Genomic DNA, 13,487 nt, shown 5'->3' on the forward strand with positions numbered 1-13,487 from the left:
TAGCGCCAGGGCATACGGCCGAGGCGGAGCCCACGCGATACGTTCGCCCCGTGACAGGAACATCGTGGGACATATTGCTTCTCGGTGGGGCGTCGGGCGTCGGCAAGAGCCGGGTCGCCGCGCAACTGGCCGATGAGACCAAGGGGTTCGTGGTCGAGTTCGACGACGTGGTGAGTGCCGTGGAGGCCATGACGACGGCTGAACACCACCCCGCTCTCCACCACTTCGATGACATCCCCGACACCGCGCAACTCACCATCGAGCAGGTGCTGGACCTCCAGATCGCCACCGCCAGGGCCCTGGAGCCCGCGGTGTCGGGAGTCGTACGCAATCGCCTGACCGTCGACGTCCCCGCCGTGATCGAGGGCGACTACCTCACCCCGGCCGCCGCTGCGGCGGCGATCCACGAGGGCCGGGCGGCGGGCCGCCGCGTGCGGGCGGTGTTCCTGCACGAGGAGGACCCCGACCGGATCGCCGCCAACTACGCCTCCCGGGAGCCCGACAGCGGGGAACAGAGGCATCGGGCGCAGGTCAGCGCGGAGTACTCGCGATGGCTCGGCGGCCAGGCCCGCCTGCACGCTCTGCCGGTGGTCGCGTGCCGCCCGTGGGACACGCTGGCGGCGCGCATCGAGCGGGTGTTGGGTGCGGAGGGAGCGGAGCGGGAGCGGTCCGGTCAGTTCAACTGCCGTACAGGGGAGCCGGATCTGCCGACGGTCTCTGCGTCGCCACACACCCCGATCGACCGTGGCTGAACGCTCGGTCCGGCACGGATCCGGCACGCACGCGCACGGAACCGGTTTCTCCGGAGCCGCGTCCAACGGCCGGAAGGGGGCGGGGCGTGACAGGTGGGAAAAGGGACAACCACCGCTGTGCGGCAGGTGATTCGGTCCGCGCGCGGCTCATCGCGGTAGCGGCCATGTCCTTGCTGGCTGCCGGTTGCGGCATGGTGAACGATCCGGTCAAGGAACGCTGGGAGTCCAGAACCGAGTTTTCACGTTGTGGCGAGGTGCGCCTGGATCAGGGTGAGGAAATGCAGAAGCAGGCAGTGCGGGAAATCGTCTGCCTCCGGCGAGCCCTCGAGAGCGGTGAGAGCGCAGAACTGAAGGTGACCCATCCCACCGTGGAGGGAGACTCGATCCGCGAGTACTACCGCTTGACGCCGCAGGGCAGGCTTGAGGTGTACACGGACAGCACGGACGACCAGTACTCGGACCAGAAGTGGTCGTTCGCCAAGTGCTACGCCCCGGAATGGCTGGCTGAGATTTCCTGCGATCGATAACCGGGCCGACGACTCGCCGGGCGTCGGGCAGAGGTCTTGAAATGCCCAGTGCGGCAACAAGCCCTCTTCCTGCGGAGGAGCCGCAGGAAGAGGGCTTGTTGCCGACGTACTACTTCTTCTTGCCCTGGTTCTTCACGGCCTCGATGGCGGCCTTCGCCGCGTCCGGGTCGAGGTACGTGCCGCCCGGCTTGATCGGGCGGAAGTCGGCGTCCAGCTCGTAGGCGAGCGGGATGCCGGTCGGGATGTTCAGGCCCGCGATGTCGGCGTCGGAGATGCCGTCGAGGTGCTTGACCAGGGCGCGGAGGCTGTTGCCGTGCGCGGCGACCAGGACTGTGCGGCCGGCCAGCAGGTCCGGGACGATGCCGTCGTACCAGTACGGCAGCATGCGGACGACGACGTCCTTGAGGCACTCGGTGCGCGGGCGCAGCTCCGGCGGGATCGTCGCGTAGCGCGGGTCGTCGCTCTGGGAGAACTCGGTGCCGTCCTCGAGGGCGGGCGGCGGGGTGTCGTACGAGCGGCGCCAGAGCATGAACTGCTCCTCGCCGAACTCGGCGAGCGTCTGCGCCTTGTCCTTGCCCTGCAGGGCGCCGTAGTGGCGCTCGTTCAGCCGCCAGGAGCGGTGGACGGGGATCCAGTGGCGGTCCGCGGATTCCAGCGCGAGCTGCGCGGTGCGGATGGCGCGCTTCTGGAGGGAGGTGTGCAGGACGTCGGGGAGCAGACCGGCGTCCTTGAGCAGCTCACCGCCGCGGACTGCCTCCTTCTCGCCCTTCTCCGTGAGGTTGACGTCCACCCAACCGGTGAACAGGTTCTTCGCGTTCCATTCGCTCTCGCCGTGGCGGAGGAGGATCAGCTTGTACGGTGCGTCGGCCATGGGCCCGAGCGTAATCGAAGCCGTACGGGCGTTGCGCGGCCGGTCACAGGGCGGACAGGCGGGGCGGGTGAGGGGCCGGGGGCGTGACGATTGACGGCCGACGTCAATTGACTGGCGGACCGGAATCCGGGATTCGTAACGTTCGGATTGCCGACGGGCCTCTTACCGTCGATGTTCGTTCTGTACTTCCCTGGGGGGATTCCATATGTCTGTCGACGGTCTCAGACGGGCCGCACGCGAATCCGTGTCCGGCCTCCCCAGGGAGTTCTGGTGGCTGTGGACCAGCACGCTGGTCAACCGCCTCGGGGCGTTCGTCGCCACCTTCATGGCGCTCTACCTGACCCTCGACCGGGGCTACTCCGCCTCGTACGCCGGTCTGGTCGCCGCGCTGCACGGGCTCGGCGGGGTCATCTCCTCGCTCGGGGCGGGGGTGATGACCGACCGGCTCGGCCGTCGGCCCACCATGCTCATCGCGCAGACCTCGACCGCCGTGTCCGTGGCCGTGCTCGGGTTCATGGTCCATCCGGTGGCGATCGCGGCCGTCGCCTTCGTCGTCGGCATGGCCAGCAACGCCTCGCGGCCCGCCGTGCAGGCCATGATGGCCGACATCGTCCGGCCCGAGGACAGGGTGCGGGCCTTCTCGCTCAACTACTGGGCGATCAATCTCGGCTTCGCCGTCTCGTCGGCCGGGGCGGGGTTCGTCGCCGAGTACAGCTATCTCGCCGGGTTCCTCGGCGAGGCCGCGATGACGCTCGTCTGCGCCTTCGTCGTCTTCATGAAGGTGCCCGAGTCACGGCCGGAGAAGTCTGCGTCGGCCGGGCGTGCGGTCACCGGCGCCGACGAGGTCCGGCTCTCCACCGTGCTGCGCGACGGGCGGTTCATGAGCGTCGTCGGGCTGTCCTTCGTCATCGCCCTGATCTTCCAGCAGGGGTACGTGGGGCTGCCGGTGGCCATGGGGGCGGACGGGTTCTCCAGCTCCGACTTCGGCACCGCCGTCGCCGTCAACGGTGTGCTGATCGTGGTGCTCCAGATCCCGGTCACCCGCTTCATCCAGCACCGTGATCCGCGCCGTCTGCTCATCGTGTCGTCGCTGCTGGCGGGGTACGGATTCGGGCTCACCGCGTTCGCCGGTTCGGTCGCCGTGTACGCGCTGACCATTTGCGTCTGGACGGTCGCCGAGATCGTCAACTCGCCCGTCCAGACCGGTCTGGTGGTCCGGCTCTCGCCCGCCCAGGGCCGCGGCCGCTACCAGGGCATGTACACGATGTCCTGGTCCGCGGCGGCGCTGGTCGCACCGCTGATGTCGGGTGTGGTGATCGACCGGTTCGGGGCGCAGTGGCTGTGGGGGACGTGTGCGGTCCTGGGTACCGGGGCCGCGCTCGGGTACTGGCTGCTCATGCGGAATCTGCCGGGGGAGCACGGGGCGGCGGCGCCGGAGGACAGCCCGGTGGCGGAGAGCGTCCGGACGGTGACGGGAAGTGGCCGGGGCGCGGGGGATGTCGTCCCGGTAGGTCCCGGGGCCGACGCCGATGCCGGGCCCGGGCCTGCCGCCTAGGGGACGCGCGGACGCCGCCCGACACCGCAGCGGCACACGAAGGGCGCCCCGCGCGGAGCAGTCCGCTCCGCGCGGGGCGCCTTTCCGGCTCCGTACAGGCCCGCCGGTCAGCCGCAGCAGCCACCGCACTGGCACGGGGCCCCGGACTGGCATCCGCATCCGCAGCCCGAGCCGCAGCCGCAGGCGCCGAGCACGGTCAGGTGCACCACTTCAGCGGGTGCCTCCTGCTGGGGGGCGGTCGTGGGGGAATCTGCCATGGTTCCTCCTCATTGCGCACGACAGGGCCGTACGCCACGACGACGCGCGTACGACCGGGGCGTACGGACAAGGCGTGCCGCCCCACCCCATTGCATGCCCAACCGGGCGGGCGCATCAACGGCGCACACGCGCAGAGACATATGCGCGACGGGATGCGACGGCGTACGCCGCTACGCGCCCTCCACCGATGTCTGCTGCTGGATCTCGTCGGCGTGCTCGCCCGTCACCAGGTAGACCACACGCTTGGCGACCGACACCGCGTGGTCGGCGAAGCGCTCGTAGTAGCGGCCGAGCAGCGTCACGTCGACGGCCGTCTCGATGCCGTGCTTCCAGCGGTCGTCCATCAGGTGCTGGAACAGCGTGCGGTGCAGCAGATCCATCTCGTCGTCGTCCTGCTCCAGCTGGAGCGCCAGATCGACGTCCTTGGTGATGATCACCTCGGCCGCCTTGGCCATCAGGCGCTGCGCCAGCTGCCCCATCTCCAGAATGGTGGCGTGCAGGTCTTGCGGCACCGCCGATTCCGGGAACCGCAGCCGGGCCAGCTTGGCGACATGCTGGGCGAGGTCGCCCGAGCGCTCCAGATCGGCGCTCATCCGCAGCGAGGTGACCACGATCCGCAGATCCGTCGCCACGGGCTGCTGGCGCGCGAGCAGGGCGATGGCCCGCGCCTCCAGGTCGTGCTGGAGGTCGTCGACCTTCTGGTCCGCGGCGATCACGCTCTCCGCGAGCTTGAGATCGGCATCGAGCATGGACGTCGTCGCCCGGCCGATCGCCGACCCGACGAGCCGGGCCATCTCGACCAGTCCCTCGCCGATCGAGTCGAGTTCCTCGTGGTACGCGTCACGCATGGAAGTCCCTCTCCAGTCCTTACTAAGGCCGGGGCCAGGTATGAACCCCACGCTGCCACCATGGGCGGCGTACGCGTCGGCTTCCGGCCACCCAAGTGAACCAACCCTTGCTCCTCGGTGAACTCTGGGCGACGAGTGTTCGGATCCGCACTCGGATGGCTGGGAGAGTCCTCCCGGACCCGCATAACCTTGACGTATGGACGTGAACGCGGCAGTCGCCGCAGCTGCGGCGATCGGCGGTGCGTGTACCGGCGTGATTGCCATGCTGGCGTTCCGCTGGAGCGAGCGCGACCAGAAGAAGCCGACGCGCACCTCCCTGCGGCCCGACAGCAACGCCCCCCTGCCCCCGGGGGTGGACACGGTCCTGTCCGTGCTCAGCTCCTCCGCGGTCGTGCTCGACGAGAGCGACAGCGTGGTCAAGGCCAGCTCCGCCGCCTATGCGCTGGGCCTGGTCAGGGGCGGGCGGCTCGCCGTCGACGGGATGCTGAACATGGCCAGGGACACCCGCCGGGACGGCGAGATACGGCAGGTCGAACTGGACCTCCCCCGGCGCGGTACGGGCCGTGGCGAGGCCCTCGCGGTCTCCGCCCGGGTCGCCCCGCTGGGCTCCCGTCTGGTGCTCCTGCTGGTCGAGGACCTCACCGAGGCCCGCCGCATAGAAGCGGTACGGCGCGACTTCGTCGCCAACGTCAGCCATGAGCTCAAGACCCCGGTCGGCGCGCTCTCGCTGCTCTCCGAGGCCGTGATGGACGCTTCCGACGACCCGGAGGCGGTGGAGCGGTTCGCGGGGCGGATGCAGATCGAGGCGACCCGGCTGACCAACCTCGTACAGGAGATCATCGACCTCTCCCGGGTGCAGAACGACGACCCGCTGGAGGACGCCGAGCCGGTCCGGGTGGACGAGTTGGTGGCCGAGGCCATCGACCGTTGCCGCCAGCAGGCCGGCTCGAAGCAGATCACCATGGCGGCGGGCGGCACCGCGGAGCTCCGAATCTGGGGCAACCGCGGCCAGCTCGCAGCGGCGCTCGGCAACCTCGTCGAGAACGCCGTCAACTACAGCCCCGCCCGTACCCGAGTGGGCATCGCCGCCAGGCGACTGTCCGTACCCGGCGGGGACCAGATCGAGATAGCCGTGACCGACCAGGGCATCGGTATCTCGGAGAAGGACCGCGAGCGGGTCTTCGAACGGTTCTACCGCGTCGACCCGGCCCGCTCACGGGCCACCGGTGGCACCGGCCTCGGCCTCGCCATCGTCAAGCACGTGGCCGCCTCGCACGGCGGGGAGGTCACGGTCTGGAGCTCGGAGGGCCAGGGCTCCACCTTCACCCTGCGGCTGCCCGAAGCGGGCTCCGTACGGGAACGGGACCGCAGCTCGGGCGGACCGCTCATCGTCAACGGCGACGAGGGCCCCTACGGACCAGCTCACCCCGACACCCTTGAACCATTCCCTGCCCCGGAGGTCCTTCCGTGACCCGAGTGCTTGTCGTCGAGGATGAGGAATCCTTCAGCGACGCCCTGTCCTACATGCTCCGCAAGGAGGGCTTCGAGGTCGCCATCGCGGCCACGGGCCCGGACGGGCTTGACGAGTTCGAGCGCAACGGCGCCGACCTCGTGCTGCTCGACCTGATGCTGCCGGGCTTGCCCGGTACGGAGGTCTGCCGTCAGCTGCGCAGCCGGTCCAACGTCCCCGTGATCATGGTCACGGCCAAGGACAGCGAGATCGACAAGGTCGTCGGCCTGGAAATAGGGGCCGACGACTACGTCACCAAGCCGTTCTCCTCGCGGGAGCTCGTCGCCCGCATCCGCGCGGTGCTGCGCCGCCGCGGCGAGCCGGAGGAGGTCACGCCGGCCGCGCTGGAGGCGGGCCCGGTCCGGATGGACGTGGACCGCCATGTCGTCACGGTCTCCGGCGGCAAGGTCGACCTCCCGCTCAAGGAGTTCGACCTGCTGGAGATGCTGCTGCGCAACGCGGGCCGGGTCCTGACCCGCATGCAGCTGATCGACCGGGTCTGGGGCGCGGACTACGTGGGCGACACCAAGACCCTCGACGTCCATGTCAAGCGCCTGCGCGCCAAGATCGAGCCCGACCCGGGTGCACCGCGCTTCCTGGTGACGGTGCGGGGCCTGGGGTACAAGTTCGAGCCGTAAACCGGCCCGTGTGCGACGGCGTAGGGCGCTTCCCCTCGGGGGAGCGCCCTACGCCGTCCGCGTACCCGCGTACGGTCAGTCGGTCTGCGCCGAGGCGGACGAGGCGTCGCTCGGGGCGACTGTGTCGCTCTCGGAATCCGACGCGCCCGGGGCCCCCGCGGCCGGCGAGGCGGTACCGGACGGTGTGGTGGAGGTCGCGGGCGACTGCGCCACCGGCAGCGAGCTCGGGCCGAAGCCCTGGAAGTAGCTGGTCGCCGGCACCACGAACGCGTCGAGCGGGATCTCGCCGGTCGAGCTGAACTTGAAGACGACGGGCTGCACATTGCCGGCCTGCGCGGCCTCGCGGCTGTTCTCGATCACGGCGGACGCATTGCCTTCGCCGCCGAGAACCACCCTGCCGCCGGCCGGGACCACGACCGGTCCGGTGCCCTTGGCGGCGTGCAGCTTCACCGCGGCGCTCGTACCCGGCAGGGTGACGGAGTCCAGGGTCTGCTGCTTGGTGCCGTTGTTGAACAGCGTCGCGGAGACGACGGCCGGGCCCTCGGCGTTGCGCTCGGGCTGGGTGATGACGTTCGCGTTCTGGATGCTGATGTCACCGGAGGTGGTGGCAGCAGTGTCCGGCCTGATCTTGAGCGTCGCGGCGTCATTGCCCGCACCGCACGCGGAGAGCGAGGCGATCGAGAACGCGATGGCTGTGGCGGCGAGAGCGCCGTGTCGAAGGCTGCGGCTCACGGCGGCGGCAACTCCTTGAACGTTCGGACTGCGGACGGGTGGGGCGGGCGACGTAAAGCCGCCCTAAGGGTGTGTCAGCGGGCTTAGGCTACCGAGCCGCCCACCCCGCCCCGCACCCGACCCGCCCCTTCGCGTATCGGCACTTCCCGGGGCCGGTGCCGTTCGGGGTCCGCACCCGGCCGAGGTTTGCGGACCCGCGCATCCCGAAACCGGTCGACACGCACCGTTCACATATCGCCGGTGATCAATTCATGGAGCGTGGCGCATTCCGCGCGCATAACCGATCGCATCGGGGGTTGATCAATTCCATTGATCCATCACACTTACATCCGTACGGGTGATCGATGTCCGAACGGAGTACGGAAAGTTCATCATCCGGAATCCGGCAAAACGGGACGTTCGGCCACTTTGGAGAAGGGTTCGGATGTGTGTAACGTGCGCGTTTCACCTCGCCCGCACAGCGGCTCCGACCTGCGAATACCGTCTCCCGTGAGCCTTCCGCAGCACGTTCGTGTTGCTGTTGTCAAGCCCCGAGATATGCCCTGACCTGCGAAAACGCCATTCAGGAGAAGCTGTTCTCGTGTTACTCTTGATAGCCACGGAAGGGGTACCTGTCACATGACGTTCAAGGTTGGCGACACCGTGGTCTATCCCCATCACGGGGCCGCGCTGATCGAGGCTATCGAAACTCGCCAGATCAAAGGCGTGGACAAGACCTACTTGGTGCTCAAGGTCGCCCAGGGCGACTTGACGGTTCGTGTGCCGGCGGACAATGCGGAGTTCGTGGGTGTGCGCGACGTGGTCGGGCAGGAGGGGCTGGACCGGGTCTTCGAGGTGCTGCGTGCACCGTATGCCGAAGAGCCGACGAACTGGTCCCGGCGTTACAAGGCAAATCTGGAGAAGCTCGCCTCCGGCGATGTCATCAAGGTCGCCGAAGTTGTCCGCGACCTGTGGCGTCGTGAGCGCGAGCGTGGACTCTCCGCAGGTGAGAAGCGCATGCTCGCCAAGGCTCGCCAGATTCTGGTGAGCGAGCTCGCTCTCGCGGAGAACACGAACGAAGACAAGGCCGAGGCTCTGCTCGACGAGGTACTCGCGTCCTGAACCGGCTGGCGCCGGTCGTAAAAAATGTGCCGCGGTGCCCGCTGACAACCGTATTCACGGTATGTCGTCGGGCGCTGCGGCATGTCCGGATTCGGCCACGACGTGTCTGGATTACGTTCTGACTCACCGATGCGTTGGCTTCATCGGTGATCCCCCCGATACGTTGCTCGCGATCTTGTGTAGCCGATCCCGAGCGACCGGTGCGGCTTGTCCGACTTCGACCGGGTGTCACGGAAAGGGCCCGGTCGAGTCATGGCGTGGCGCCCGGCTCGCTTGTGGCCATACCCATGCCGGCTGTGGAAACAAACATGCCGAAGCTTCGGAGTGCAACCGATGTCTGATCAATCGCGTCCGTACCGCACCGCCGCCGTGATTCCCGCGGCCGGCCGCGGCGTACGGCTCGGCCCGGGCGCCCCCAAGGCGCTCCGCGCGCTTGGCGGGACGCCCATGCTCATCCATGCGGTACGGGCCATGGCGGCGTCCCGTTCCGTGTCCCTGGTCGTCGTCGTCGCGCCGCCGGACGGCGCCGCCGAGGTCAAGAACCTGCTCGACGAGCACGCCCTGCCCGAGCGCACCGACTACCTCGTCGTGCCCGGCGGCGAGACCCGGCAGGAGTCGGTGCGGCTCGGACTCGACGCCCTGCCCGAGGGCGTCTGTGCCGTACTCGTCCACGACGCGGCGCGCCCGCTGGTGCCCGTCGACACCGTGGACGCGGTGATCGAGGCGGTACGCGACGGGGCGCCCGCCGTCGTCCCCGCGCTGCCGCTCGCCGACACCGTCAAGGAGGTCGAGCCCGGTCCGCCGGGGGAGCCGGAGCCGGTCCTCGGCACGCCCGTGCGAGCCAGGCTGCGCGCCGTACAGACTCCGCAGGGCTTCGACCGCGAGACGCTCGTACGCGCGCACAAGACGGTCGCCGTCAGCGGTGAGGGCGCCACGGACGACGCGGGCATGGTGGAGCAGCTCGGGGCGCCCGTCGTGGTCGTACCCGGGCACGAAGAGGCGTTCAAGGTGACCCGGCCGCTGGATCTGGTGCTGGCCGAGGCGGTACTCGCACGCAGGAGGGCGAACGATGGCTTCTGAGGAACGGACCGGGCCCGTGATCCCGCTCGTCGGGATCGGCACGGACATCCACGCCTTCGAAGAGGGGCGCGAGCTGTGGTGCGCGGGTCTGCTGTGGGAGGGCGAGGGGCCCGGTCTGGCGGGACACTCCGACGCCGATGTCGTCGCGCACGCCGCGTGCAACGCGCTCTTCTCGGCCGCCGGGCTCGGCGACCTCGGGCAGCACTTCGGCACGGGGCGGCCCGAGTGGTCCGGCGCCGCCGGAGTCACCCTGCTGACCGAGGCGGCGCGGATCGTGCGGGCCGAGGGCTTCGAGATCGGCAATGTCGCCGTTCAGGTGGTCGGCATACGGCCGAAGATCGGCAAGCGGCGCGACGAGGCGCAGAAGGTGCTGTCGGCCGCCGTGGGGGCGCCCGTCTCGCTTTCCGCCGCCACCTCCGACGGGCTCGGCTTCACCGGGCGGGCCGAGGGCCTCGCGGGGATCGCGACCGCACTGGTCTACCGCACGGGCTGACCTGCCTGGGGCGGGTGGGGGGCCCTCGCGCCTGTCCCCGTGCCCCCCGAGGTCCACTCACGCAGGAACGGGAAGCGGGAGCGGCGCCGCGGGGTTGGGGTACGGGTAGAGGCACCATCGACCCCGCTTGGAGGACGTACGCCATGACCGCCGCACTCTCCGCAGAACTCAAGGCGCTTCTCGACACGCCCGTCTTCGTCACCGTCGCCACCATCCAGCCCGACGGCAGCCCCCAGGTCTCCCCGGTCTGGGTGAAGCGCGACGGCGAAGATCTGCTCATCTCCACGACGGCCGGCCGCCGCAAGGAGAAGAACCTGAGCCGCGACCCGCGGGTCTCCGTCGTCGTGCAACCCTTCGACGCGCCGTACACATACGCCGAGATCCGCGGCACCGCCACGCTCACCACCGAGGGCGGTCAGGAGCTCATCGACGAGCTGTCGGTGAAGTACACCGGCAAGAAGTACGCGGAATTCAACCCCGAGTCCGGCGCCGACGACGAGCGCGTGGTCGTCCGGATCACCCCGCGAAAGGTCGTCGGACGCATCTAGCACCTCCTGGGCACACCCGCCCGGTACAAACTTTTCCCCGCGATCCCCAAGGGGGCGCGGGGCACTGGTGCGCGCCCACTACCCTTGAGGCGTGACTATTCGCCTGTACGACACCAGCGCCCGGCAGATCCGTGACTTCGTACCGCTCACAGCGGGCTGTGTCTCGATCTACCTCTGTGGCGCGACTGTCCAGGCCGCCCCGCACATCGGGCACATCCGGTCCGGGCTGAACTTCGACATCATGCGCCGCTGGTTCGAGTACCGCGGCTACGACGTCACGTTCATCCGTAACGTCACCGACATCGACGACAAGATCATCGCGAAGTCGGCCGAGCAGGGCCGCCCGTGGTCGGCCATCGGCTACGAGAACGAGCGGGCGTTCAACGCCGGCTACGACGCGCTCGGCTGCCTCCCGGTCACCTACGAGCCCCGCGCCACCGGCCACGTCCCCGAGATGATCGAGATGATGCGGGGCCTGATCGAACGCGGTCACGCCTACGAGGCCGACGGCAACGTCTACTTCGACGTGCGGTCCTTCCCCGGCTACCTGGAGCTCTCCAACCAGGACCTGGACGATCTGCGCCAGCCGTCCGGCGAGGGCGAGACCGGCAAGCGCGACCAGCGCGACTTCGCCATGTGGAAGGCGACCAAGCCGGGCGAGCCCAGCTGGGAGACCCCGTGGGGCCGCGGCCGCCCCGGCTGGCACCTGGAGTGCTCCGCCATGGCGCACAAGTACCTCGGCACCGCCTTCGACATCCACGGCGGCGGCATCGACCTGATCTTCCCGCACCACGAGAACGAGATCGCCCAGGCCAAGGCGTACGGCGACGACTTCGCGAAGTACTGGGTGCACAACGGCTGGGTCACCATGTCCGGCGAGAAGATGTCGAAGTCGCTCGGCAACTCCGTGCTGGTCAGCGAGATGGTCAAGCAGTGGCGTCCGATCGTGCTGCGCTACTACCTCGGCACCCCGCACTACCGGTCGATGATCGAGTACAGCGAGGAGGCACTGCGCGAGGCGGAGTCCGCGTTCGCGCGGATCGAGGGCTTCGTGCAGCGCGTCACCGAGAAGGCGGGCGAGACGGTCGAGCCCGCCGCCGAGGTGCCGCCCGCTTTCGCCGAGGCGATGGACGACGACCTGGGCGTCCCGCAGGCGCTCGCGATCGTCCACACCACCGTCCGCCAGGGAAACTCCGCACTCGCCGCCGACGACAAGGAAGCCGCCGTCGCCCGGCTCGCGGAGGTCCGCGCGATGCTCGGCGTCCTCGGCCTCGATCCGCTCGACGAACACTGGGCGGGCGAGAGCGACCGCGGCGACGATCTGCACGGGGTCGTCGACACGCTCGTACGCCTTGTCCTGGACCAGCGCCAGTCGGCCCGCGAGCGCAAGGACTGGCCGGCCGCCGACGCCATCCGCGATCAGCTCAACCAGTCCGGACTCGTCATCGAGGACAGCCCGACCGGGCCACGGTGGACACTCGGCCCGCGCCAGTAGTCCTCCCATGTGCCGCCCGGCGTTCCGGGCGGCACACTTCAATTAGCACGCATGTCTGAGAAGCAACGAAACAGGTAGGTCATGGCCGGGAACAGCCAGCGCAGGAACCGCCGCACGTCCAACAAGAAGGGCGCGCAGGTCGGCAGCGGTGGGCAGCGACGCCGTGGCCTGGAGGGCAAGGGCCCGACGCCGCCCGCCTCCGCCCGTAAGGGACACAAGAAGAACCGGGTGGCGAACGCCCAGGCCAAGCAGGCCGCGGCCCGCCGTCCCGCGCCGCGGCGCGGCGGCGCCAAGGGAACGTCCGAGATGGTCGTCGGCCGCAACCCGGTCTACGAGGCCCTGCGCGACGGCGTCCCGGCGACGACCCTGTACGTCCAGCAGTACATCGACAACGACGAGCGGGTCCGCGAGGCGCTCCAGCTCGCCGGCGAGCGCGGCAACATCAACCTGATGGAGGCCCCGCGCCCCGAGCTGGACCGGATGACGAACGGCCTGAACCACCAGGGCCTCGTCCTCCAGGTCCCGCCGTACGAGTACGCGCACCCGGAGGACCTCACCGCCGCCGCGTACGACAAGGGCGAGGACCCGCTGATCGTCGCCCTCGACGGCGTCACCGACCCGCGCAACCTGGGTGCGATCGTCCGCTCCGTCTCCGCGTTCGGCGGCCACGGCGTGGTCGTGCCGGAGCGGCGCGCGGCCGGCATGACGGCGGGCGCCTGGAAGTCCTCGGCGGGCACGGCGGCCCGTACGCCGGTCTCCCGGGTGACGAACCTGACCCGGGCCCTGGAGGGCTACCAGAAGGCCGGCATCACCGTCGTCGGCCTCGCCGCGGACGGTGAGCACACCGTCGAGGATCTGGAGGCCCTCGCCGGCCCCGTCGTCATCGTCATCGGCAGTGAGGGCAAGGGCCTGGGCCGCCTCGTCGGCGAGACCTGCGACTACCGGGTCCGCATCTCGATGCCGGGCGGCGCGGAGTCGCTGAACGCGGGTGTCGCGGCCGGGATCGTCCTCTACGAGGTTGCGCGGCGCCGGGGCTGAGGTGCACCCGGCCGGGGGGGCGTCCGACCGGGGCGCCGCCC

The 13,487-nt window shown here is 69.7% G+C and carries 14 protein-coding genes; 11 read left to right on the plus strand and 3 right to left on the minus strand.

Translation table 11 applies throughout. From position 1 onward, the window contains the following. Positions 1 to 50 precede the first annotated feature (50 nt). Positions 51 to 752 (plus strand): AAA family ATPase, encoded by a 702-nt coding sequence (locus IEZ15_RS26715; protein ID WP_189279705.1) that lies wholly within the window; start codon positions 51 to 53, stop codon positions 750 to 752. An 86-nt stretch (positions 753 to 838) separates the two neighbouring features. Beyond that, the gene (locus IEZ15_RS26720; protein WP_189279706.1) at positions 839 to 1,279 is read left to right on the plus strand and encodes a hypothetical protein; all 441 of its coding nucleotides are present in this window, start codon (positions 839 to 841) and stop codon (positions 1,277 to 1,279) included. 109 nt (positions 1,280 to 1,388) lie between these two features. On the opposite strand, the gene IEZ15_RS26725 is transcribed toward IEZ15_RS26720, so the two are convergent. Beyond that, entirely contained in the window at positions 1,389 to 2,150 is a 762-nt protein-coding gene (locus IEZ15_RS26725; RefSeq protein ID WP_114245786.1) for a phosphoglyceromutase, read from the minus strand. 205 nt (positions 2,151 to 2,355) lie between these two features. Here IEZ15_RS26725 and IEZ15_RS26730 point away from each other — a divergent pair, with 205 nt between their 5' ends. Beyond that, complete coding sequence (locus tag IEZ15_RS26730) at positions 2,356 to 3,705, plus strand: MDR family MFS transporter (RefSeq protein ID WP_189279707.1); 1,350 nt, start codon at positions 2,356 to 2,358, stop codon at positions 3,703 to 3,705. A 428-nt stretch (positions 3,706 to 4,133) separates the two neighbouring features. On the opposite strand, the gene phoU is transcribed toward IEZ15_RS26730, so the two are convergent. Further along, positions 4,134 to 4,811: a phosphate signaling complex protein PhoU gene (gene phoU / locus IEZ15_RS26735; protein WP_189279708.1), complete on the minus strand. Its 678-nt coding sequence runs from the start codon at positions 4,809 to 4,811 to the stop codon at positions 4,134 to 4,136. Positions 4,812 to 5,007: 196 nt separating this feature from the next. Here phoU and phoR point away from each other — a divergent pair, with 196 nt between their 5' ends. Then, positions 5,008 to 6,282, plus strand: a complete 1,275-nt coding sequence (gene phoR, locus IEZ15_RS26740) for a two-component system sensor histidine kinase PhoR (RefSeq protein ID WP_189279709.1) — start codon at positions 5,008 to 5,010, stop codon at positions 6,280 to 6,282. A 5-nt stretch (positions 6,283 to 6,287) separates the two neighbouring features. Further along, the gene (gene phoP, locus IEZ15_RS26745) at positions 6,288 to 6,959 is read left to right on the plus strand and encodes a two-component system response regulator PhoP (RefSeq protein ID WP_470916301.1); all 672 of its coding nucleotides are present in this window, start codon (positions 6,288 to 6,290) and stop codon (positions 6,957 to 6,959) included. 75 nt (positions 6,960 to 7,034) lie between these two features. Here phoP and IEZ15_RS26750 read toward each other — a convergent pair whose 3' ends face one another. Then, positions 7,035 to 7,691, minus strand: coding sequence for a copper chaperone PCu(A)C domain-containing protein (locus IEZ15_RS26750; protein ID WP_189279710.1), 657 nt, complete (start codon positions 7,689 to 7,691; stop codon positions 7,035 to 7,037). Between the two features lie 618 nt (positions 7,692 to 8,309). Here IEZ15_RS26750 and IEZ15_RS26755 point away from each other — a divergent pair. From IEZ15_RS26755 to rlmB, 6 genes are all read left to right on the plus strand, one after another. Beyond that, positions 8,310 to 8,792, plus strand: coding sequence for a CarD family transcriptional regulator (locus tag IEZ15_RS26755; RefSeq protein ID WP_006380568.1), 483 nt, complete (start codon positions 8,310 to 8,312; stop codon positions 8,790 to 8,792). A 333-nt stretch (positions 8,793 to 9,125) separates the two neighbouring features. Beyond that, entirely contained in the window at positions 9,126 to 9,872 is a 747-nt protein-coding gene (ispD, locus tag IEZ15_RS26760; RefSeq protein WP_114245791.1) for a 2-C-methyl-D-erythritol 4-phosphate cytidylyltransferase, read from the plus strand. Then, on the plus strand, positions 9,862 to 10,365 hold the full coding sequence (ispF, locus tag IEZ15_RS26765; protein WP_189279711.1) for a 2-C-methyl-D-erythritol 2,4-cyclodiphosphate synthase: 504 nt from the start codon (positions 9,862 to 9,864) through the stop codon (positions 10,363 to 10,365). Before ispD ends, ispF begins: the two co-directional genes overlap by 11 nt. 143 nt (positions 10,366 to 10,508) lie before the next feature. After that, positions 10,509 to 10,913 carry a PPOX class F420-dependent oxidoreductase gene (locus IEZ15_RS26770; RefSeq protein ID WP_189279712.1) on the plus strand — a complete coding sequence of 135 codons (405 nt, stop codon included), beginning with the start codon at positions 10,509 to 10,511 and terminating at the stop codon, positions 10,911 to 10,913. Between the two features lie 91 nt (positions 10,914 to 11,004). After that, positions 11,005 to 12,408 carry a cysteine--tRNA ligase gene (cysS, locus tag IEZ15_RS26775; protein ID WP_189279713.1) on the plus strand — a complete coding sequence of 468 codons (1,404 nt, stop codon included), beginning with the start codon at positions 11,005 to 11,007 and terminating at the stop codon, positions 12,406 to 12,408. Positions 12,409 to 12,489: 81 nt separating this feature from the next. Next, positions 12,490 to 13,446, plus strand: coding sequence for a 23S rRNA (guanosine(2251)-2'-O)-methyltransferase RlmB (gene rlmB / locus IEZ15_RS26780; RefSeq protein ID WP_114245795.1), 957 nt, complete (start codon positions 12,490 to 12,492; stop codon positions 13,444 to 13,446). The last annotated feature ends 41 nt before the right edge of the window (positions 13,447 to 13,487 follow it).

Origin of the sequence: Streptomyces atratus (assembly GCF_014648655.1) — a bacterium.
Taxonomy (GTDB): Bacteria; Actinomycetota; Actinomycetes; order Streptomycetales; family Streptomycetaceae; genus Streptomyces; species Streptomyces atratus.

Bases quoted from the DNA above. Each gene is read 5' to 3' on its own strand.
- IEZ15_RS26725 (WP_114245786.1), bottom strand. From the start codon at position 2,150: ATGGCCGACGCACCGTACAAGCTGATCCTCCTCCGCCACGGCGAGAGC.
- IEZ15_RS26770 (WP_189279712.1), top strand. From the start codon at position 10,509: ATGACCGCCGCACTCTCCGCAGAACTCAAGGCGCTTCTCGACACGCCC.
- rlmB (WP_114245795.1), top strand. From the start codon at position 12,490: ATGGCCGGGAACAGCCAGCGCAGGAACCGCCGCACGTCCAACAAGAAG.
- ispF (WP_189279711.1), top strand. From the start codon at position 9,862: ATGGCTTCTGAGGAACGGACCGGGCCCGTGATCCCGCTCGTCGGGATC.
- phoU (WP_189279708.1), bottom strand. From the start codon at position 4,811: ATGCGTGACGCGTACCACGAGGAACTCGACTCGATCGGCGAGGGACTG.
- phoR (WP_189279709.1), top strand. From the start codon at position 5,008: ATGGACGTGAACGCGGCAGTCGCCGCAGCTGCGGCGATCGGCGGTGCG.
- IEZ15_RS26755 (WP_006380568.1), top strand. From the start codon at position 8,310: ATGACGTTCAAGGTTGGCGACACCGTGGTCTATCCCCATCACGGGGCC.
- ispD (WP_114245791.1), top strand. From the start codon at position 9,126: ATGTCTGATCAATCGCGTCCGTACCGCACCGCCGCCGTGATTCCCGCG.
- IEZ15_RS26730 (WP_189279707.1), top strand. From the start codon at position 2,356: ATGTCTGTCGACGGTCTCAGACGGGCCGCACGCGAATCCGTGTCCGGC.